This window comes from Glutamicibacter protophormiae (genome assembly GCF_014647495.1).
Taxonomy (GTDB): Bacteria; Actinomycetota; Actinomycetes; order Actinomycetales; family Micrococcaceae; genus Glutamicibacter; species Glutamicibacter protophormiae.
This window is the reverse complement of record NZ_BMPH01000012.1, coordinates 108,218-128,720: the sequence shown is the minus strand read 5'-3', so window position 1 is coordinate 128,720 and position 20,503 is coordinate 108,218. Positions and strand designations below refer to the sequence as shown.

The 20,503-nt window shown below is 62.0% G+C and carries 22 protein-coding genes; 4 read left to right on the top strand and 18 right to left on the bottom strand.

Annotated features, from left to right (window positions below):
- Nucleotides 1-321 precede the first annotated feature (321 nt).
- The gene (locus tag IEY43_RS14130; RefSeq protein WP_188949213.1) at nucleotides 322-846 is read left to right on the top strand and encodes a phosphoribosyltransferase; all 525 of its coding nucleotides are present in this window, start codon (nucleotides 322-324) and stop codon (nucleotides 844-846) included.
- A 902-nt stretch (nucleotides 847-1,748) separates the two neighbouring features.
- The gene (locus IEY43_RS14125; protein WP_188949212.1) at nucleotides 1,749-2,354 is read left to right on the top strand and encodes a class I SAM-dependent methyltransferase; all 606 of its coding nucleotides are present in this window, start codon (nucleotides 1,749-1,751) and stop codon (nucleotides 2,352-2,354) included.
- Between the two features lie 65 nt (nucleotides 2,355-2,419).
- On the opposite strand, the gene pheT is transcribed toward IEY43_RS14125, so the two are convergent.
- From pheT to infC, 8 genes are all read right to left on the bottom strand, one after another.
- The gene (pheT, locus tag IEY43_RS14120; protein ID WP_188949211.1) at nucleotides 2,420-4,960 is read right to left on the bottom strand and encodes a phenylalanine--tRNA ligase subunit beta; all 2,541 of its coding nucleotides are present in this window, start codon (nucleotides 4,958-4,960) and stop codon (nucleotides 2,420-2,422) included.
- A gap of 3 nt (nucleotides 4,961-4,963) precedes the next feature.
- Entirely contained in the window at nucleotides 4,964-6,043 is a 1,080-nt protein-coding gene (pheS, locus tag IEY43_RS14115) for a phenylalanine--tRNA ligase subunit alpha (protein ID WP_188949210.1), read from the bottom strand.
- Nucleotides 6,044-6,185: 142 nt separating this feature from the next.
- Nucleotides 6,186-6,830, bottom strand: a complete 645-nt coding sequence (locus IEY43_RS14110; protein WP_188949209.1) for an LppM family (lipo)protein — start codon at nucleotides 6,828-6,830, stop codon at nucleotides 6,186-6,188.
- A 61-nt stretch (nucleotides 6,831-6,891) separates the two neighbouring features.
- Entirely contained in the window at nucleotides 6,892-7,341 is a 450-nt protein-coding gene (locus tag IEY43_RS14105; RefSeq protein ID WP_188949208.1) for a (deoxy)nucleoside triphosphate pyrophosphohydrolase, read from the bottom strand.
- A 36-nt stretch (nucleotides 7,342-7,377) separates the two neighbouring features.
- On the bottom strand, nucleotides 7,378-8,256 hold the full coding sequence (locus tag IEY43_RS14100) for a TrmH family RNA methyltransferase (protein WP_188949207.1): 879 nt from the start codon (nucleotides 8,254-8,256) through the stop codon (nucleotides 7,378-7,380).
- 97 nt (nucleotides 8,257-8,353) lie between these two features.
- On the bottom strand, nucleotides 8,354-9,034 hold the full coding sequence (gene rplT, locus IEY43_RS14095; RefSeq protein ID WP_188949206.1) for a 50S ribosomal protein L20, sunset domain variant: 681 nt from the start codon (nucleotides 9,032-9,034) through the stop codon (nucleotides 8,354-8,356).
- Nucleotides 9,035-9,132: 98 nt separating this feature from the next.
- Complete coding sequence (gene rpmI / locus IEY43_RS14090; protein WP_047121169.1) at nucleotides 9,133-9,327, bottom strand: 50S ribosomal protein L35; 195 nt, start codon at nucleotides 9,325-9,327, stop codon at nucleotides 9,133-9,135.
- A gap of 170 nt (nucleotides 9,328-9,497) precedes the next feature.
- A complete protein-coding gene (infC, locus tag IEY43_RS14085) occupies nucleotides 9,498-10,148 on the bottom strand; it encodes a translation initiation factor IF-3 (RefSeq protein ID WP_229777417.1) in 651 nt (216 codons plus the stop codon).
- A gap of 323 nt (nucleotides 10,149-10,471) precedes the next feature.
- Between infC and IEY43_RS14080 the strand changes: the two genes are divergently transcribed.
- The gene (locus IEY43_RS14080; RefSeq protein ID WP_188949205.1) at nucleotides 10,472-10,837 is read left to right on the top strand and encodes a DUF1844 domain-containing protein; all 366 of its coding nucleotides are present in this window, start codon (nucleotides 10,472-10,474) and stop codon (nucleotides 10,835-10,837) included.
- Nucleotides 10,838-10,942: 105 nt separating this feature from the next.
- Here IEY43_RS14080 and IEY43_RS14075 read toward each other — a convergent pair whose 3' ends face one another.
- From IEY43_RS14075 to IEY43_RS14040, 8 genes are all read right to left on the bottom strand, one after another.
- Entirely contained in the window at nucleotides 10,943-12,277 is a 1,335-nt protein-coding gene (locus tag IEY43_RS14075) for an MFS transporter (RefSeq protein WP_188949204.1), read from the bottom strand.
- A gap of 34 nt (nucleotides 12,278-12,311) precedes the next feature.
- On the bottom strand, nucleotides 12,312-13,193 hold the full coding sequence (locus IEY43_RS14070; protein WP_188949203.1) for an SseB family protein: 882 nt from the start codon (nucleotides 13,191-13,193) through the stop codon (nucleotides 12,312-12,314).
- Nucleotides 13,194-13,554: 361 nt separating this feature from the next.
- On the bottom strand, nucleotides 13,555-14,292 hold the full coding sequence (gene priA / locus IEY43_RS14065) for a bifunctional 1-(5-phosphoribosyl)-5-((5-phosphoribosylamino)methylideneamino)imidazole-4-carboxamide isomerase/phosphoribosylanthranilate isomerase PriA (protein ID WP_188949202.1): 738 nt from the start codon (nucleotides 14,290-14,292) through the stop codon (nucleotides 13,555-13,557).
- Between the two features lie 25 nt (nucleotides 14,293-14,317).
- Entirely contained in the window at nucleotides 14,318-14,467 is a 150-nt protein-coding gene (locus IEY43_RS14060; RefSeq protein ID WP_188949201.1) for a CG2302 family histidine operon protein, read from the bottom strand.
- Nucleotide 14,468: 1 nt separating this feature from the next.
- On the bottom strand, nucleotides 14,469-15,104 hold the full coding sequence (hisH, locus tag IEY43_RS14055) for an imidazole glycerol phosphate synthase subunit HisH (protein ID WP_188949200.1): 636 nt from the start codon (nucleotides 15,102-15,104) through the stop codon (nucleotides 14,469-14,471).
- Nucleotides 15,105-15,725, bottom strand: a complete 621-nt coding sequence (gene hisB, locus IEY43_RS14050; RefSeq protein WP_188949199.1) for an imidazoleglycerol-phosphate dehydratase HisB — start codon at nucleotides 15,723-15,725, stop codon at nucleotides 15,105-15,107.
- A 21-nt stretch (nucleotides 15,726-15,746) separates the two neighbouring features.
- A complete protein-coding gene (locus tag IEY43_RS14045) occupies nucleotides 15,747-16,853 on the bottom strand; it encodes a histidinol-phosphate transaminase (RefSeq protein ID WP_188949198.1) in 1,107 nt (368 codons plus the stop codon).
- 90 nt (nucleotides 16,854-16,943) lie between these two features.
- Entirely contained in the window at nucleotides 16,944-17,297 is a 354-nt protein-coding gene (locus IEY43_RS14040) for a LysM peptidoglycan-binding domain-containing protein (protein WP_188949197.1), read from the bottom strand.
- 256 nt (nucleotides 17,298-17,553) lie between these two features.
- Here IEY43_RS14040 and lexA point away from each other — a divergent pair, with 256 nt between their 5' ends.
- Nucleotides 17,554-18,273, top strand: coding sequence for a transcriptional repressor LexA (lexA, locus tag IEY43_RS14035; RefSeq protein WP_188949196.1), 720 nt, complete (start codon nucleotides 17,554-17,556; stop codon nucleotides 18,271-18,273).
- Between the two features lie 198 nt (nucleotides 18,274-18,471).
- On the opposite strand, the gene IEY43_RS14030 is transcribed toward lexA, so the two are convergent.
- Both IEY43_RS14030 and IEY43_RS14025 read right to left on the bottom strand, forming a co-directional pair.
- Entirely contained in the window at nucleotides 18,472-19,167 is a 696-nt protein-coding gene (locus IEY43_RS14030) for an HNH endonuclease family protein (protein WP_308425066.1), read from the bottom strand.
- 113 nt (nucleotides 19,168-19,280) lie between these two features.
- A complete protein-coding gene (locus IEY43_RS14025) occupies nucleotides 19,281-20,171 on the bottom strand; it encodes an excalibur calcium-binding domain-containing protein (protein ID WP_229777416.1) in 891 nt (296 codons plus the stop codon).
- Nucleotides 20,172-20,503: the final 332 nt, after the last annotated feature.

Below are 20,503 nucleotides of genomic sequence, written 5' to 3'. Positions count from 1 at the left end.
TGCCGAAGATACAAACTGCTTGACGCGCCACGGCGCCCGAAGTCGCGCCTGGCCGCCGGAGCCCGCGCGTTCTTCGAGGTGGCCCCGTCCCGGAGCCCTGGCCAATGTGTCCGCTCGGCCCACTGTGCGGAAGCGCAGGTGCACGGAAATATCAGAGATGCGGGTAACACTTCGCACGGAACCGCGTAGGCTGCCCAGTTGCCAATTCGATGCTTCGTCGCATATCAGACGTGCAATGAGCCGGGTCGAGACCTCCCGGAATCCGAAAGGATGAAACCCCCTCATGTCAACGTGGGTTACAAGTGGCTGTAAAATTGGAGGATGACTAGCATTGATGATTCCGGCGCGGCCGTACTTCCTGAAGCCGAACGCGAAGTTCTCACCTGGGACACCTTCGGCGTGGCATCCCGCGAACTGGCCCAGACCGTTGTTGACAGCGGATTCGAAACCGACGTTGTCGTGGCAATCGCCCGCGGCGGACTGCTGTTGGCCGGTTCCATCGCCTACGCCCTGGGAGCCAAGGCCTGCGGCGCCCTGAACGTGGAGTTCTACACCGGCATCGGCACCGTCCTTCCGGAACCAGTCGTGCTCCCCCCGATGCTGGACGAGGGAGCGTTGCACGGCAAGAACGTCTTGCTTGTTGACGACGTCTCGGATTCGGGGCGCACCTTGGCCAAGGTCGTCGACCTCATCTCTGAATGGGGCGCAAACGTCAAGACCGTCTGCCTCTACACCAAGCCGCGCACCATCATGGTTCCGGACTACGAGTGGCGCCGCACCGACAAGTGGATCACCTTCCCATGGTCCGATTTGCCACCGGTGGAAAAGACCGTATCCGGCAGCTAGATCCGCCAAGGACCCTGCCGGCATGCCGAGGAATGTGAACCCCGTGTTCCATCCCTCGGCATTCGTCTTTAAGCTGGCCGAAAGCCCGTGCCCGCGTGCCTGCTCGCTGCTCCCGCCGCAGACCATGATTTCCGGGCCAGGCTTGCCGGCACTCTGCGAGGAGCTGCCGTGACCTGCGCCAGCGAGACCTGAACAGCTTCCCGACTGCCGCGGGGCAGGGAAATGGCGCTGCGCGCCGCGGGAATTCAGGGGTTGATCACCCGGCAGGTAATACGCCAACGGAATGTTCGCCGCCCCACGCAAGCTCGAATCCGTGGAAGTCTGCTTATGGGTGGAGCCACGATTCGGGAACGGGGAATCGGGCCCCTGATGCTCCCGCAGGGCCTGGCATTGCCGGCGGAGCGGGCGCCGCATCGGTGCTCGCCAGTACTTTCGAGAACAATTCCCGTGTACTCAGGTTGCTGGTCCGCAGCGCGTGCACCCGGCAGCGTACCGACGCGGAGGCCGCAGACCCCCACTCCCAGCGGATCTCACCGATTCCCTACCTGTCCGCAGACTCCGAGGTATCAGAGGAGGGCTTGTAGCCGTCCCTGAATCCTGTTCGCGCTGCTGGTCCTGCGCCGGTTCGTCCAGATGCGTTCCCGCCCCGCGTTGGATCAGCAGCACCGCTCCCCAGGCAAGGGCGATGGCCGCCACGACAGCCATGGCTCCCAGAACCAAAACGAGCAGGCAAGCCCCTGTTTTCCGCGCAGCCGACATGCGTTCCCCCTTTTCGCATCGAATAAACCCAAGCCACAAGTCTAGCCCGTGGCTACTCGCTGGGCACTCGTTTGCTTCCTAGCCACAGTGCCGTTCCGGGGCCATAATGCTCCCAACACCTCAAATGCGGCGGAGGGAAACTCATGGAGATCAATTACGGCCTTTCCTACCGATTGGGCGTCCACCCGTGGGAGCACTACGCCAAGATCCACGGTGACAGCTTCGAGCATCAGCTGCGCATTGAACTCGAGCAGCATGCCGGCGATTCCCCCGGCCTCCTCCCCCGGGCCATCGACCTGGGCTGCGGCAGCGGAAGCCACGGCCGCCGAATGGCCGCGGCAGGCTTCGAGGTGGTGGGCGTGGAGGCGCAGCAACTGCCGCTGGTCCGTGCCCGTCGGCAGGCGGGGCCGCACGAGACCTACGTACACGCTGACGTCACCGACCTGTCCGAATTGGCTGCCGGCTTCGATTTCTTCCTGGACTCCGGATGCCTGCAGGGCCTGTCCGACGCCGCCCGCACCCGCTATGGGCAGGAGGTCGGCAGGCTCGCCGCACCCGGTGCGACCTTCCTGAGCCTGCAATTCGACAATTCCCGTTTCTCTTCCTTCATCGGAGGAATCTCCCGCGAAGAACTGGAGGACGTCCTTTCCCAGTGGGCCCTCATCGACGACTACCCCGCCGACACGCGTGGGCTGGGCTGGCTCCAGAAGAGGACCAGGCCGCACTGGTACCGCTTCCTGTATCGCTAGCGGAAATGGCAAACGCCCCGTTTCCCTGCAGATCCAGGGAAACGGGGCGTAGCAAGCAGTCGCAGCTAGCGCTGGACGGCGCCGAACTTCGCGGCGGCCACGGCCACCGCGGCGGCTCGCGCCTCGGAAGCTTCGTCCGCGGTCAGGGTGCGGTCGGTGGCGCGGAAACGCAGGCCGAAGGCCAGCGACTTCTTGCCGTCCTCGATGCCCTTGCCCTCGTAGACATCGAACAGGGCGACGTCTTCCAGCAGCTCGCCGGCGCCTTCACGCAGTGCTGCCAGCACGTCGCCGGCCACGACCTCGCGGTCCACGACCAGGGCAACGTCCTGGGTGGCCAGCGGCTGGGTGGACAGGTGCCCTGCGACAACCACGGCCGGGGCCGCATCCATTACGGCCGCGGCGTTCAGTTCGAAGGCCACGGTGCGCGCCGGAAGATCGGCGTCCTTGAGCAGCGCAGGATGCAGCTCGCCGGCGTAGCCGACAATCTGGCCATCCAGCTTCAGCGCTGCCGCACGGCCCGGGTGGAATGCCTGGTGGCTGCCCTGGGCGATCTCCAGCTGCGTGCCCAGCAGGTCTGCGACGGTACGCGCCGCATCCAGTGCGTCGGCCCAGTCCCAGGCACGCGGGGCGAACCCGGCGGCGGCCGGGGCCTCGTGGCCGGTGAACACGCCGGCGATCTGCCATGGCTGGTTCGGCACGCCGGCGAAGAGCTCGGCCAGCACCTCGTCGCTCGGCTTGGCGCCCAGCGGAGGCAGCACGCTGGAGCCCAGCTGCTCGCCCGGCAGGAAGACCAGGCCGCCCTCGTACAGGGCCAGGTCGCGGAAGCCGCGGCCGTGGTTGCGGCGTGCGGTGTCCAGCAGCCCAGGCAGCAGCGAGGTGCGCAGGAAGCGGAATTCCTTGGAGATCGGGTTGGCCAGGGTGATGGCCTTGACCGGGGTGCCTGCCTGCGCGGCGCCGAAGGTGTTGTTCTGCGCCTGCGAGACGAACGGGTAGCTGAGCACCTCGGTCATGCCGACGTCGGCCAGGCCCTGCAGCACGCGGCGGCGCTGGGACTGCGAGCGGCTCAGGCCGCGGCCCGGGGGCGCCACCGGCAGGGTCGCCGGAATCTGGTCGTAGCCGATCACGCGGGCGACCTCTTCAACCAGGTCCTCCTTGATGGCCAGGTCCGGGCGCCAGCTCGGGGCGGTCACGGTGAAGCCCGCGGCGTCCTGCGAGACCTGCGCGCCGATGCCCTCCAGCGCGGAGATGATCTGCGCGTCGGAGTAGTCCACGCCGATCAGCGCCGAGGCGAAGCCTGCGGGCAGCAGAATCTGCGCGGCCTCCGGCACGGCGCCGGCGTCGGTGACCTTGGCGGTCTCGGTGCCGCCGGCCAGCTCGACCAGCAGGTCAACTGCGCGCTGCGCGGCGATCTGCATGATGCGCGGGTCCACCCCGCGCTCGAAGCGCTTGGACGCTTCGGAGGGCAGCTTGTGGCGGCGGCGCGAACGGGCGATGGACACCGCGTCGAAGTGCGCGGCCTCGATCAGCACGCGGGAGGTCGCATCCGAGACCTCGGTGCTGGCGCCACCCATGACGCCGGCAATGCCGATGGCGCCCGATTCGTCGGTGATCAGCAGGTCCTCTGGCGACAGCTCGCGGTCCTTCTCATCCAGGGTGGTGAGCTTCTCCCCGGCCGCGGCGCGGCGCACGGTGATGGCGCCGGTGAGCTTGTCCGCGTCGTAGAAGTGCAGCGGGGCGCCCAGCTCCAGCATCACGTAGTTGGAGATGTCCACCGGCAGGGAGATCGAGCGCATGCCGGCCAGCTGCAGGCGCGAAGCCATCCAGCGCGGGGTCGGGCGCGTCGGGTCGATGCCGGCGACCTCGCGGGTCACGAAGCGGGTGCAGCCGGCCACGCCGTAGATCGGCGCCTGGTCGTCCAGCACCACCGGGTGGCCGGCCTCGGCGGCGTCGGTGACCTGGACCTTGGAGGCCGGATCGGTGTAGTCGGTGCCGGTGGCCAGCCCGTATTCGCGGGCTACGCCGCGGATCGAGAAGCAGTAGCCGCGGTCCGGGGTGACGTTGATTTCCGCAGCCTGGTCATCCAGGCCGAAGAGCTCGAACACGTCGGTGCCCAGCTCCGGATCCAGGCCCAGGCGGGAGAGCACGATGATGCCGTCGTGGTCGTCGCCGATGCCCAGCTCGCGCGAGGAAGCGATCATGCCGGCCGAGGTGTGGCCGTAGGTCTTGCGCGGGGAGATCTTGAAGTCGCCCGGCAGCACGGCGCCCGGAAGCGTGACAACCACCTTGTCGCCCTCCACGAAGTTGTGCGCTCCGCACACGATGCCCTGCACGCCGGTCGGGTCGATGCCCTTGCCGGTCAGGGTCTGCTCGGCGCCTTCGGGCACCACGCGGACCTGGCACCAGTTGATGGTTTTGCCGTTGGAGGCTTCCTCCTTGACCAGGGAGAGCACCTGGCCGACCACGATCGGGCCGGAAAGCTCGTCGGAGGGGCGGTGGACGTCTTCTTCCTCCAGGCCGACCTTGACCAGGTCCGCCATGAGGTCTTCGGCCGAGGCATCGGCCGGAAGCTGCGTGTACTCGCGCAGCCAGGAAAGTGGAATACGCATAACTTAGATCTCCATCCCGAAGTGCTGGCTGAAACGGACGTCGCCCTCGATCATGTCGTGCATGTCCGGGACGTCGTTGCGGAACATGAGCGTACGCTCAATGCCCATGCCGAAGGCGAAGCCGGAGTATTCCTCCGGGTCGATGCCGGCGGCGCGCAGCACGTTCGGGTTGATCATGCCGCAGCCGCCCCACTCGATCCAGCGCGGGCCGCCCTTGGCGCCCGGGTGCCAGATGTCGAGTTCGGCGCTCGGCTCGGTGAACGGGAAGTAGGCCGGGCGCAGGCGGATCTGCGCTTCCGCGCCGAACATCTGGCGTGCGAAGTGCTCCAGGGTTCCGCGCAGGTCGGCCATGGTCAGGCCCTTGTCAACGGCCAGGCCTTCGAACTGGTGGAAGACCGGGGTGTGGGTGGCGTCGAGTTCGTCGGTGCGGAACGTGCGTCCCGGGCAGAGCACGTAGACCGGCACCTCGCGTTCGAGCATCGAGCGGACCTGCACCGGGGAGGTGTGGGTGCGCAGCACCAGATGGGCGTCGGCAGGCTCGATGAAGAAGGTGTCCTGCATTTCGCGGGCCGGGTGGTCGGGCTTGAAGTTCAGCGCGTCGAAGTTGAACCACTCAGATTCGACCTCGGGGCCCTCGGCGATTTCCCAGCCCATGCCCACGAAAATGTCCGAGACCCGGTCCTGCAGCACCGACAGCGGGTGGCGGGCGCCGGCACGGCGGCGGCGCGGCGCCGCGGTGACGTCGACGGTCTCCTCGACGAGGATGCGGGCCGCTTCGGCCTCTTCCAGCACCACGGTGCGGGCTGCCAGCGCCTTGTTGACCCGCCCGCGGGCGCCGCCCACGAGCTTGCCGGCGACGGCCTTCTCCGACTTGTCCAGCTTGCCGATCTGGCGGTTGGCCAGCGACAGCGGCGACTTCTCGCCGGTATGGGCCAGACGCGCTTCCTTCAGCTCGTTCAGGTCCCCTGCGGCTTCGATGGCGGCCAGGGCGGCCTCTACTGCCTGGGAGATCGCTGCTTCATCGGTGGGGTGCGGAATGTTCGGCTCCGCGTCCGGAGCCGTTGGTGTTGTCTGATCAGACATGGGATCGATCGATCCTTACTCTTATCTCGTAATTACTCGTTCAAGCACTTTGCTTCTATTCTATTGCCAAGGGCCCGTCTTCGTTTCAACGATGACGGGCCCTGAGCGTGGCACTGCTTACGCAGCTGCGATGAAATCCGCGCTAGTGGGATTCCTTGGCGGCCTTCGGGCTGAAGGCCAGCACGAAGACGAAGGTCAGCACCAGCAGTGCGCCGCCGAAGATGATGGAGTAGAGCATTGCGAAGTTCGCCTTGCCGGTGGCCTGGTAGGACTCGGCGCCCTGGATCAGGTCGAAGGTCACGGTGTGGTGATCGACCTGACCGGCGGTGGTGGAGACGATCGCGCCCGGGAAGGTCACTGCGAAGTTCGCCTCGGTGAAGCTGGAATCAACGGCGGTCTGGCCGGTGCCCGGCATGGAGAAGGTGAACTCCTGCCCGTTGCCGGAGATGGTGACCGGGAAGCCGAAGACGGTGAAGGCGTCGGCAAGCTCGGTGAAGGTCATGGTCTTGGCAGTCGTGAAGGCCAGGCCGACATTCTCGCCGTCATCGATGTTGCTGGTGGTCCAGACGCCGGCCAGCTGCGTGTTCAGCTGGTCCATGTTGACCTGGGTGGCCAGGAGATCCTGGAAGTCCAGGCCCTGGAGCGCGTCCTTGTTCATGGTGACTTCGACGGTACCGGTGGCCTGGTCGTCACCCTCGATGCTGACGCCCGCGTTCATGTTGACGCAGCCGGACAGGGCCAGCACGGCGGCGAAAGCCAGCGCAATGACGCTAATTAGTCTCTTCACGGAGACGCTCCTTGAAATTTGGGTAGGTGGCTTGCAAACCACTATTGACGCTGTAAACAGTCTACGGGTGTTGGGCCAGATGGCCGATTCGGCACAGCTCCAGGCAGGCACCGACAATCGGTGCATCGGCGGGAATCCACGGAACCGCTTCCCCCAGCGAATCGTCCAGGTCCAGCCATGCCAGCTGGTCATGCCCGTCCAACGGCCGGGGTTCCCCCTCGGTGATGACTGCGAACCACACGCGCATCGCCGCCTTGTCGTTCAGCTGCCATCCCTGCGGCAGCGGACCGGCGATTTCGGCGCCCAGGCGCAGCTGCACACCCAGTTCTTCGCGCAGTTCGCGGCGCACCGCCGCGGTGTCCGACTCCCCCGGCTCGACCTTGCCGCCGGGGAATTCCCAGAGGCCGGCAAGGCTTTCGGGACGGTTGCGTCGCGCGGCGAGCATCCGGGTGGGCGCAGTGAGGTCGTCGACGATCGCCACCGCGACGATCTGCTTCAGTGCGGTATTCATTCAGGCGTTCTTCCCTCGGGATTCGGTTGCAGTCGGCTAGCGCTGGGCCCGGGCCGAGCCGTAAAGGCAGACGGTGGCCGCAGTTCCGACGTTCAGCGACTCGGCGACTCCGTACAACGGAACTGCCACGCGGAAGTCCGCCGCGGATTTTTCATGCTCGTCCAGTCCTTGGCCTTCGTTGCCGAACAGCCACATGGTGGGTGTTTCCAGCACCGGTGCGGTTCCGTCGGTGGGGGCGCCGCCCCCGGCATGGGCGCGCAGCACCGCCTGGTCCTGCAGGGCGTCGAGGTTGTGGGCGGCATAACCGTCGGCGGCCAGCACCTGGACTCCGGTGGCCTTGGAGGCGGCGACGAGGTGGTCGAATTCGACGTTGCTGAGCACCGGGAGGTGGAACAGCGAACCCACCGTGGAGCGCACGGCCTTCGGGTTGTAGATGTCGACGCTCCCCTTCGTCAGCACCACGGCGTCCGCGCCGGCGGCATCGGCGGCGCGCAAGATGGTTCCCGCGTTGCCCGGATCCTGGACCCGGCAGAGCACCGCGATCAGTTTAGGCTTGGCTTCGAGCACCTCGCTGAGCTGCGGCTGGCTCATGGCCACCACACCCAGGATGCCCTGCGGGGTCTGCGTATCTGCCATGGCAAGCAGCACTTCCCCGGTGACAAGACGCGGCGTCAGCTTGATATCCGCCAGCAGCTCATTGAATTCGGGGTGGCTTTCAAGGAATCCGGGAACCGCATAGATGTCCTGGATGAGATTGTCATTGTTCCGGTGCGCCAGCAGCGCTTCACGCACGGCTTGCGGGCCTTCTGCGAGGAACTGACCGGTGGCTTCACGTCCCTTGCGGTTGGCAAGCCGTGCGACGGCCTTGACCCTGTCGGCGCGTGGATTGGACATGAGCTCGGGCGAATAGGTCATGATTCGAGAATACCGGTAGAAACGCCAAAGGGCAGGATCCGCACCAAGTGCGGATCCCACCCTTTGGTGTGATCTCTCCAATAAAGAGGAAGTAGATTTACTTCAACTTCTGGCGGGCTTCGCCGCCGGCAGGCTCGAAGCCTGCGGCCTTGGCAGCCTCGATGGAGTTGAACCAGACTTCAGCGTCAGTCTGCTCGTACCAGGTCGAGCCCGGTACGTGGTACTTGTTGGAGCCTGCGTTGCCCTTGATGATGAAGCCCTCTGGAACCTCAGCACCTTCAACTACCTTGAAGACACCGTTTTCGTCCGTTGCCTCTGCGGCTGGGGCCTTTGCGGCCTCTGGAGCAGCGGCAGCAGCCTTAGCAGCAGCCTTTGGGGCTGCAGCGGCTACTACCTTAGGCGCTTTTGGGGCGTTGACGTCAGCCGGCAGGGCACCCTTTGCTACCTGAACCAGGGTGGCGAAAGCGTTGGAGTCCGAGACAGCCAGCTCGGCAAGCATGCGGCGGTCAACCTCGATCTCAGCAGCCTTCAGGCCCTGGATCAGACGGTTGTAGGTCAGGCCGTTGGCGCGGGATGCAGCGTTGATGCGCTGGATCCACAGGCGGCGGAAGTCGCCCTTGCGCTTGCGACGGTCGTTGAAGCTGTATACGAACGAGTGGAGCAGCTGCTCCTTGGCCTTACGGTACAGGCGCGAACGCTGTCCGCGGTAGCCCTTGGCGCGTTCCATTACGACGCGACGCTTCTTGTGGGCGTTTACTGCCCGCTTCACACGTGCCACGTGTGTCTCCTTCAAGTTGGTTCCCCATGCCGCGATGGCGGAATGGGAGAAATCTATGGGTGGTGGGGTAATGCTTCCCCGAATTGCGAAAGGGAGGCTTAGAGGCCCAGCATCCGCTTGATGGTCTTCACATCGGCCTTTGCGACCAGCTGGTCAGAAGCCAGGCGACGGGTCAGTCGCGAGGACTTGTGCTCCAGGTAGTGACGGCGGTTAGCCTGCTGGCGGACGAGCTTACCGCTGCCGGTAACCTTGAAGCGCTTCTTGGCGCCACTGTGAGTCTTGAACTTCGGCATAGCTGCCGTTCTCCTTACGTGCTCCACACGGCAATTGAATACCGTGTAGGGATCATCCGAAGCGGGCCCCTTGCGAAAGGTGACCGCTGCTGTTCTCTTGTAGTTGGATCTTCCAAGGGAAGTTCCTTCACCGGCTGGCGGTGACGGGCTCGAAAGCCCAACAGGCTTGGCTAGGCGTCGCCCTCAGCTGCTTGGCGTGCCTGCTCCAGCTTGGCGAGTGCATCCTCGTCCATCGCTGCAGCGACATTCTGGCCTTCGGTCTCGGCTGGAGCGTCAGTGCGGATCTTGCGCTTGGCCGAATCACGGCCTCCCGACTTCTGCTGCTGTTCGCGACGAGCCTCGGCCTTGTTCTTCAACGGACCTACAACCATGACCATGTTTCGGCCATCGATGCGCGGGCTGGATTCAATGATGCCAACCTCTGCGACATCCGCTGCAAACTTCTCCAGCAGGCGGATACCCATCTCGGGACGCTGCTGTTCACGACCGCGGAACTGGATCATGGCCTTGACCTTGTCACCGGCGCCCAGGAAGCGCAGTGCGTGGCCGACCTTGGTCTGGTAGTCGTGGGTGTCAATCTTCAGGCGGAAGCGAACTTCCTTCAGGACCGTGTTGGTCTGGTTCTTACGAGCTTCGCGAGCCTTGACTGCGGCTTCATACTTGTACTTGCCGAAGTCCATCAGTTTGCACACTGGAGGCTTGGCGTTGGGTGCCACCTCGACCAAGTCCAGATCGGACTCGTGAGCCAGTCGAAGCGCGTCCTCGATGCGGACGATGCCTACCTGCTCACCATTGGGGCCGACGAGACGTACCTCTGGCACGCGAATGCGCTCATTAATGCGTGGATCGCTGATGTGTCACTCCTGAAATCCTAAGTTCCATACCCGCAAACGAAGAAGGCCTCCGGCTGCGATTGCAGGCGAAGGCCACAGTGACGACACGACATAACTTCGGAAAACTCCGAGTTGCATCTGGGACATGCTCAAGCACATCCTGCCGAAGTACCCGGAAGCCTCAAGCGGCGACAGCGGGTGGGAGTTGGCCTCCACTTGCATGGCTCAATACTAGTACGATCCGTCCGCCCGGCGCGAACCGGTGAACGCTGACTGCATGTATTGAGTCGGTCTGTGACAAGCTTAGCAGTATGAGTACCGAAGACACCAACTCGCACCAGCACTCCGTCGACCAGCAGGTGCGTGACATCGCTGAGGTCGCGGCAGTAGAGATCATCACGACGGCCGCTGTTCACCTGATGAGCGCCGCTGCCGTCAAATGCGGCCTGGCCGAAGGCGACGACGCAAATGAACTGAAGGATCTGGATGAAGCCCGCAAGCTGATCACCGCCCTCGCAGGCCTAGTCACTGCCGGGGCACCGGAGATCGGTTCGCAGCATGCGGCGCCGCTGCGCGATGGCCTGCGCAGCCTGCAGCTGGCGTTCCGCGAAGCTTCGCTGATCCCCGACGAGCCAGGCAAGGGTCCCGGAGAAAAGTTCACCGGACCGGTCAACTAGCCTTCAACCCGAAAAATTTAAGAGATTAAGATCATCCTCGGCCCGGCATGCTATGCCGCACCGAGGATGATCTTTTTATGGTCCGCGTGTCCGTGAAGCCGGAATCTACGCTGCAATGCGTGTGCGGGTGCGTTGGCGACGGACCCGGCGTCGAATTTGCTGGGCGATCAATGCCATGACAACAACCGCAATGGCCAGTGACCCAATCCCGACGAATGCCAGCGGTGGGCCGAAGTTGTCGACCATCACGCCGGTCAGCGGAGAGCCCAGCGCTGTGCCGCCGGTCATCGCCGATCCGTACCAACCCATGGCTTCGCCTCGGCGCTTCTCCGCCACCAGGTCGGTCAACCATTCGGAGGCCGCGGACAGGGTCGGCGCACACATGAAGCCCGGGAGTGCGGAGAAGATCGCCAACGACAGAGGATCCCAAGCGAAGAACATCGGGATTGTCAGAATCGCCATGAGCAGCAGCAGCACAAGAGGCGAAATATTGCGGCGCATGGCGCCGTAGAGCAGCCCGCCGATCAGCGAAGCTCCGCACCAGAAGAGGAAAACCAAGCCGAGCTGTTCACTGTTGCCGCCTGCTTCGAGTTCGGCCACGATGGACACCTCGGTGCCGGTCAGCAGCATTCCCGCCCCGGATGCCGAGATGAAGACCGCGAGCACCGAGGCGCTAACCCAGTTGAACCGGTTCTTGAAGTTCTTTCCGCGTTTCTTGATCCTGGCACGCGCAGATTTCATGCCGGCAAGGATCAGTTCGCCTTCAACCTCGGGCACGCCCACCGGGGCGGCAGCGATGAAGCTTGCCTCGGCCCCGAGTCGCTCCTCATGGACGTTGGCCTTGTTCGCCGAAGCCTTGGGATCGGCGCTGCTGGTCGGAGGGTTCAGAAGCATCATGGCCAAGCCAGCCACCGAAGCCGTCACGCCGATGACGCTCAACCCGATAGTGCTCGAAATTTGGGTGGCCACGATGCCTGCCGCCGCGGGACCGACAATGAAGACCAGCTCGGTTGCGGTCGCGTCCAAGGCGAACGCGGTGCGCCGTTGCTCTCCAGTGGTCATGACACCCAAGGCGGTACGGACTACGGAAAAGACCGGCAGTGCAAAGAGCCCTCCGATGAACGCCAACGGATAGATCCACACCAGCGGGACGTGGGGTACGGTGCACCAGACGGCGGTTTCCACGATGACCGAGGGAATCAGCGCCCGTCGCAAGCCCCACATGTCCACGCGGGCACCACGCCAGGGGGCGCCGATCGCGATGCCGATCGTCATCAACGCGGTCACCAGACCGGCGGAAACCCAGCTTTGGTCGAGGTTGGTGACCAAATGGAGCAGAAGCAACATGCCCAGCGCCGAATGAGGAAGCCGAGCCACCATGCCGATAACCAACAGTGAAGCGATCTGAGGCTGACGCAGAATCTGCCAGTAGTTCTTCATGACGTGGGGTGTTCCTCTTCGGGTAGGCCCATCCCTAGCTGGATGAGCTGAGCAAGCTGATTTCTATTGAGTCCACCGCCTCGGCAAACTCGGGTTTTCGGGCCAACTGCCCGTGGATACTTGACGCGATTTCCCGTGCATCGTTTTCGCTGGTCCCTGCCGCGAAAACGAACTGAAGGTTCAGTTCCGGTCCGGAGCCGCCTCCGGGGACTGCTTGGCCCTGTGCGTCACGTGATCCGACACCTCGGCCCGGTGCAACCTGCACCTTGCGCAACTGGTCGTAGCCACTAGTCGCTTCCTGTACCAGCTCGGCAATGTGCTGGTTCAGATAGCTCGGCGTCCATTCGATCTGTTTGGCAAGATTCCACATGCCAGGTCGTCGAAGGACGAAGGTATAGTCACTGCCTGGATCCAACACCAGCAGCTGGCATTCTTCGCTAACCGCCGACAACGCTGCGCGCGGGGCGTAAACTGCAACAGGTCTCGCTTCGTTGTGCCATGCCTGGAGACGTTCAACGGTAGTGAACACCGGTAGCGCCATGCGTCCGTCCGGCCCCTTGATCTTGACCAGAGCCATGTCGGCTTCCTTGTCGGCGGCGAAGCCGTGCTCGGTCATCGCCTCTTCTCCGAGCTGGGCTACTACCGCAACGAAGACTCGGGCGTTGGCCAGCGTCTGGTGGACGCCTGACTCGCTGCCCTTGCCGGCGCGCAGATCAGCAAGGGCCTGCATGACCTCGGCATCTGCCAGTCCATCATCCTTGTCGAACTTGTGCAGTGGATTATCTTCACCGGCCAGGTCTCGACCTTCCCAGCTCTGACCTGCGGAATCAGTCGCGGAACCCGCCTGAGCCAATGCCGCGACGATATGTCCGGGCAGATGGCGCTTAGGAGTGGATTCAGGTTGCTCGGTGTTCATAGATCCATGCTATCTGTGAGAAGCCCGACGCAAGAACAAGTTTCAGGGACTGGGGCATGAGCTTGCCCACGAGATCTCGGGCACATTTCAGATTTTCCAGTCGCTGTCGCTTCGCGGCGGACCCAGCTCGTGGAATCTTCAAAGCACGGCAGCACGGGATTCGCGTACTTGGATAGTGCAGATGTGCCGGGCGTGCTCCGCTTGGTTCCTGCCTACTGTTCCGTGCAGAAATTTGCGACCTTCGAGGGCCGCAGAACGCGAAAGCTGAAAGATGGTCCTTTTCCGCACCATAAAAGAAAAACGCGGATCGGTTGGAGTATTCCAACCGATCCACGTTTTCAGAACTTTGCTTCAGGCGTAGCTAGCGACGGCCCGCAACATCAAGCGCCTGTGGCAGCGTGAACTGCCCGGAGTACAGCGCCTTGCCCATGATGGCACCTTCGATGCCTTCCGGCACCAGTGCACGCAGGACACGCAGGTCTTCGAGGGAGGAAATGCCACCCGAAGCTACAACCGGCTTGTTGGTCTTCGAGGCGATCTCACGCAGCAACTCGACATTCGGACCGCGCAGGGTTCCGTCCTTGGTTACGTCGGTCACGACGTAGCGTGCGCACCCGGCATCCTCAAGACGGGCGAGCACTTCCCAAAGGTCTCCCCCGTCCTTGGTCCAGCCATGACCCGACAGGGTAGTGCCGCGCACATCCATGCCGACGGCGATCTTGTCGCCGTGGCGGGCAATGGCCTTGCGGGTCCATTCCGGGTTCTCCAGTGCGGCGGTACCCAGGTTCACGCGGGTGGCACCGAATTCCAGCGCCCGGTCGAGCGATGCGTCATCGCGGATGCCGCCGGAGAGCTCGACCTTGATGGTCAGTTCCTGGGCGATACGCTGGACGATCTCGATGTTGCTGCCACGGCCGAAGGCCGCATCGAGATCGACCAGGTGCAGCCATTCAGCACCGTCGTTCTGCCAGGCCAGTGCCGCTTCCAGAGGGTCGCCGTATCCCGTTTCGGATCCGGCTTCACCCTGAACCAGGCGCACTGCCTGACCACCGGCGATATCTACTGCAGGTAGCAGTTCGAGGATTGGTTGCTCACTCATGTTGTCCTTCTTCGAAAGTTTGAAACTAGAGGGTCAAGGCCCATGCTGCGATGACACAACCAGCTGCCAGGCCCCACGCGGCGATGATCCACGACAGGTGCGCCTTCTGGTTTTTCAGGGAGATTGCTCCGCCGGCGAGAAACGCGCCGACGCCGAGAAGTACGATCGACCACATCTTAGAGGGTATCCAGCCAGTTGCTCAGCAGCTTCTTGCCGGCGTCCCCGGACTTCTCCGGGTGGAACTGCACAGCCGACAAGGCACCGTTTTCAACAGCTGCAATGAAGGGGGTTCCATGGGTGGACCAGGTGACCTGCGGCGGGGTCATCGCCGGTTGGGTGACATCGAATTCCCACTTCTGAACTCCATAGGAATGCACGAAGTAAAAGCGCTCGTTCTCGATTCCCGCGAAGAGCTTGGTTTTCTCCGGCGGGCGGACGGTGTTCCAACCCATATGGGGGATGACGTCAGCCTGCAGTCGTTCCACGGTGCCGGGCCACTCGCCGATACCTGCAGTCTTGACGCCGTGTTCAACACCCTCATCGAAGAAAACCTGGTGTCCAACACAAATTCCGAGCACTGGCTTGCCTCCGGCGATGCGACGTCCGATCCACCGCAATGCGCCGAGCTTGGTCAGCTGCTCCATGACCGACGCGTATGCGCCGACTCCGGGGACGACCAGTCCGTCGGCCGCCAGGACCTTTTCCGGGTCTGCGGTCAGTTCCACCTCGGCTCCGGCTGCTTCCAGTGCACGCACTGCCGAGCGAACGTTGCCCGAACCGTAGTCCAGAACAACAACTTTCTTCTTTGCCACTTAAAGGGCACCCTTCGTGGATGGAATCTTGTCGCCCATGCGCTCGTCGCGCTCGACGGCTTCGCGCAACGCACGTGCGAAGGACTTAAACTGCGCTTCGACAATGTGGTGCGGGTCGCGGCCCGAGAGCACCTCGATGTGTGCGCAGATTTGTGCGTGGAATGTGATCGCCTCGAAAACGTGACGGGTCATCGAACCGGTGAAGTGTCCGCCGATCAGGTGGTATTCCTGACCCGCTGGCTCACCGCCATGCACCAGGTAGGGGCGCCCGGAAACATCCACCACCGAGCGGGCCAGCGCTTCATCCAGAGGTGCGTAGGAGGTTCCGAAGCGTCGGATTCCGGCCTTGTTGCCCAGGGCAACACGCAGCACCTCGCCAATGGTAATCGCCGTATCTTCCACGGTGTGGTGCACGTCGATATGGGTGTCACCAGTTGCACGCACGGTGAGATCGATCAGTGAGTGCTTGGACAGAGCAGTGAGCATATGGTCGAAGAACGGCACTGTGGTGCTGATCTCCGAGACGCCTGAGCCATCGAGGTCCAGTTCAACGAATACCGAGGATTCGCTGGTGACTCGTTCCATACGGGCGCGACGTGCGCCAATCAATTCGGCAGACATGTCTTCCTTCGCTTGTCTTGTCTACTTCTGCGTGCTGAGCAGTTCGGTCAGTCGCTCTAAGAAGGCGGTCGTTTCGGCCTCGGTACCCGCGGTGACTCGCAGGGTGCCGGCGATTCCGTTGTCACGGATGATGATTCCGGCATCCAGAAGCCCCTGCCAAATGGCGTGGGGGTCTTCCAGCCCGCCGAAGAATACGAAGTTGGAGTCCGAAACCGAAGGCTTCAAGCCAAGTTCGGTCAAGGTACTCACGATGCGGTCTCGCTGGGTCTTGATTTCCTCGACCTGCGCCAGCAGGAGGTCTACGTTCTTCAACGCTGCAATGGCCGTCGCTTGGGTCACCGCAGAGAGGTGGTAGGGCAGGCGGACGAGTCGAATCGCATCGGTGACTTCCGGCGCCGCCGCCAAATATCCGACGCGGGCGCCGGCCAAGCCGAAGGCCTTGGACATTGTTCTGCTGACGATCAACCGCTGACGGCCCGCGAGGAGGCTCAACGCAGATTTGGTGTTGGCCAGTGAAAATTCGGCGTAGGCTTCGTCGACGATCACCATTGCCTTCGTCTCCGAGGCCGCCTCATAGACAGCCTCGATGACATCCAGCCCCAATGCGGTGCCAGTTGGATTATTCGGCGAGCAGAGGAAAACGATATTCGGTGCGTGCTCGCGCACCTGTGCGGCAGCGGACTCAGCGGAAAGTGTGAAATCATCGGCTCGCTTGCCGGCAATATATTCCGTATCCGTCCCGCTGGCCAGCAGCGGGTACATGGAATAGGTGGGGCCGAAGCTCATCACGCTTCGACCGGGGCCGCCGAAGGCCTGCAGGATCTGCTGCAGGATCTCGTTGGAGCCATTGGCTGCCCAGATGTTCTCGCGGTCCAGATCATGGCCCAGATACCTGGCCAGGAGTTCGCGCAATTCCACGAATTCACGATCCGGGTAGCGATTCAGCGTCGCCGCCGCCTTGGAGACTTCTTCCGCGATAGCATCGACCACGGTCTGCGGAAGCGGATGGGTGTTCTCATTGACATTCAGCTGAATTGGCACGTCAATTTGTGGCGCACCGTAAGGGGACAGCCCGCGGAGATTCTCACGCAAGGGCAGCTGACTCAATAGTTCACTGCGGACATTCACGTCATTAAGTCTAATGGTGCGGTCGGCGGTTCCAGAATCGGCGACGAAGCTAGGTAACAATACCTGTCGCCACCGAAGGGGGTGGGCCGGCTAATTAGCCAGCACCGGGATGTCCAAGGTATCACCGACGCGGATCTCGCTGGAATCCAGGGCGTTGATCTCTGCGATGTGTTCCATGGCGGCGTTCACGTCGTACCCGACGGCATATTCACGGGCAAGATCCCACAGGGAGTCTCCCGGGATCACCGTTACTGCCACGGTTTCAATTCCCTGCGGCAAGGTGGACGAGGCCTGGGCGCTAGAGGTGAATATGGATACCAAGAATGCGGCGGCGATGGTCAAAATGAAAACGGGAACTCCAACCAGTACCGCCCAGCCTCGGCGATTGATGCGGATCTTCATATGTTCTTTGGTGCGTTTCGAGTCAAGTGCGACGGTAGCCATGACTATTCTCCTCAACAGTGACATCATACGAACCTATCTTCGAATACTCACTTCGAAGATGTGTTCGACTCTCGTATATCTTTTCTAACAGACCCTCGCGGAAATTGTCCAGACACTTTCGAACAAATCTTTGAAAGACTCCCTCACATCGACTAAGATTTCGAAGTAGAAGAGGAACGAGTACATAACATCACCGGCTTCCGACAGTTAGGCATCCGCCCAGCTCTCGACCGGTGATTAGGGAAGGCTAAAGGACATGTCAGCTTCAGAGCGCACTCCCCGATCGAACGCACGTTCGCTGACGATCCGCCAGAAGAAAATTCTGGAGACCATCCAGCGATCGATCGGCAAGAACGGTTATCCGCCATCGATGCGCGAGATTGGTGACACCGTGGGACTCAAGAGTCTTTCGAGTGTGACGCACCAGCTGAGCCAGCTTGAAAAGCTCGGCTACCTCCGTCGCGATCCGCGTCGTCCTCGCGCAATGGAGATCCTGCTTCCGCTGCAGCTCAGTGAGGATGCAACAGCGGCCGAGGCCCCCAAGCCGGTGGACGAAGCCGGCAAGGAAGACGCGAAGATTATCGAGCTGAGCACCTCGGCGGACACCACCATGGTGCCGCTGGTAGGACGTATCGCCGCTGGCGGTCCGATCTTGGCAGACCAGACTGTTGAAGATGTGTTTGCTCTTCCACGCCAGCTGGTGGGCCATGGCGAATTGTTCATGCTCCGTGTCTCCGGCGATTCAATGGTGGACGCAGCCATCTGCGACGGCGACTGGGTTGTGGTGCGCCGCCAGCAGACTGCGAACAACGGCGACATCGTGGCTGCCTTGCTTGATGAAGAGGCAACCGTGAAGACGTTCCGGCAGCGCGACGGACATACCTGGCTGCTGCCGCAGAATTCGCGTTACGAGCCAATTCTCGGTGACGCTGCGACCGTCATGGGCCGGGTGGTCTCGGTCATGCGTTCGCTCTAATCCAATATGCCGACGAGCGCTGGGGCTCAGTTCCATGGAACTGATCCCCAGCGCTCGTCGGTTTAGCTCGGCATCCGAGAATCACTGCTCGCTAGCTTGGGATGCTTACCGCGTTCTACCCTTTGGTTTCAATATCAATATTTCCTGTCGCAAGCCTTCGCAGCTTCAAGACTCGACGCTGGAAAAGTGGGCTCGGAACTAAGTGCAATTCTCGGAGAGAATACGCTCACTCGCTGCATGCTCGGCACCTGTCATCCATAAACCGTACTTATGTTTGACCTCAACTTGCCGAGTCACGTAATCGCACCAGTATCCTCTTTCCGGTGGAAGCCAGGTTGCAGCATCACTGTCGCCTTTTGACGCATTGGTCGGACCGTCCACAGCCAGGAGATTCAGTGGGTCATTTGCGAATTCCTGACGTTCCACTACCGATAGCTGCTGTGCCCCCTTTTGCCATGCATCAGAGAGTGCAACTACGTGATCGATCTGAACTGCATTGCTGGTTCCCTGACCACGTTGAAACTGGATCGACTTGCCCGTGTACGGATCGTTGAGGGTTCCGGTCAAAACGACGCAGTCCCCCGTACCGTCTTGGAAAGAGTGGACCACGAGATCACGGGCGAGAATATCATTACGCGCATCGCACCCGTTTCGGTCCGGATCCCCCCACCCGCTGCCAAACAGGTCGCGGTCGTATCCAGTCTTAGGCGCACGTCCCTTGACCGGTACTTCCGCCAGAAGCTCCAGGGCTCCGGTCGCTTCCTCCCCGAGGTTCTCGGCATCTTGTGCGGTTGATGCTGTTGCCGAGGAAGGCCTGGCTGACTCCGCAGGCGTTGCAATCGGCGTTGGGGCTTCACTATAGATCTCAATCGGCGGAGCTTCGCTCCGGATCACGATTTCAGGTTGATCCGCGGACTCATTGCCGTCCGCGAGACTGGCACCACCAGCCGGTGCGGAGCATCCCGTGAGAATCGCCGAAAGCGCTAGAAATGCGCTCGAAGCAATCGCTATTTTTCGCAACCGACACCGTCCCCATCACGATCAAGCTTGCGCGAATATCCCGGGTCACCTTGATAGATGGGAGCGGCCCCGGCATTCTTCACAGCCGTGCAATTCGCATAGGAGGTGGAAGATGGTGCCTTGGCAGGCGGAGTGTAGGCTTCAGGTGCTGCACGTTCTGCCTTTTCTTTGGCAGCTTGCTTCTGCGCTTCCTTTTTAGCCGCTGCTTCCTCGGCCCTTCGCTTGTCGGCAGCGGCTTTCTCCGCTGCTTTCTTTTCGGCAGCAGCCTTCTCCTCCACAGCCTTCGTCTCGGCAGCCTTCTTCTCGGCTGCCTTTTTCTCGGCGGCGGCCTTTGCCTCTGCGGCCTTCTTCTCTGCCTCTTGCTTGGCAGCTAGAACAGACTTATCGTGGTCGCCTTGGCTGGTCCAAACAAGTGCATTCGTGGCACCCTCGTCGCAGTACAGCTTCTCGGAAGCTTGTTCCATGACCAGCTCGTCCCCCTCGCACGTTTCGCCAATGAAATCTGCAAGCGTGGACGGCGATGGACTGGGTGTTGGTGTTTCGCTCACCTTTGTGGTCGGAGCTGCGTCGGCAGAGGGTGGAGCGTTCGCCGCGCCGGTGGTGTCCATGAAGCCGCCAGCGACGATGGTGATAAGAACCGAACCGGCAGTTAGTGCAGCAATTCGCTTCCTGCCGAAAATACGGAGAAACGGCAGTTTGCCCAAGACCAGTCCGATCAAGGAAACGATCAGGAGAAGCAATCCCAGCAGCAATGCCAACTCGGGTACGGCAAGCATCAAGATGACCAGTACGGCAAGAACGGTTACGACAACCCAGAGTTTCTTGCTGCTCTTCGATTTCGGACGCTCCGGTGGAACAGGAGAAGGAAAATAGGACACGGTACTTCCTCAATGAATTCGTGATGATACGAAATTCCATCCTCTTGAAGCACCTGTACAAAAACAACTTCAGGTCCGTCTATTAATTTCTCAAATTCGTCCGGGAATATTGTTCATAATTTCAAGCAGCAAGTCCATCGAAGATTTTGGGGAGCTGATTTTGGGTTCACTTCGATATCATCCAATTTGGGGAAATTCGGAAGCGTGCCAGTCAGCAGGACTTTCAACTTGAAACGTGCTCGGATTCCCTCATCTAGCCACCGGCGCCGGTACTCATTTCCTCTGACATCACCGGAGAATCCGACAACGCAGCACGCTAGCGAGTAGCTGGC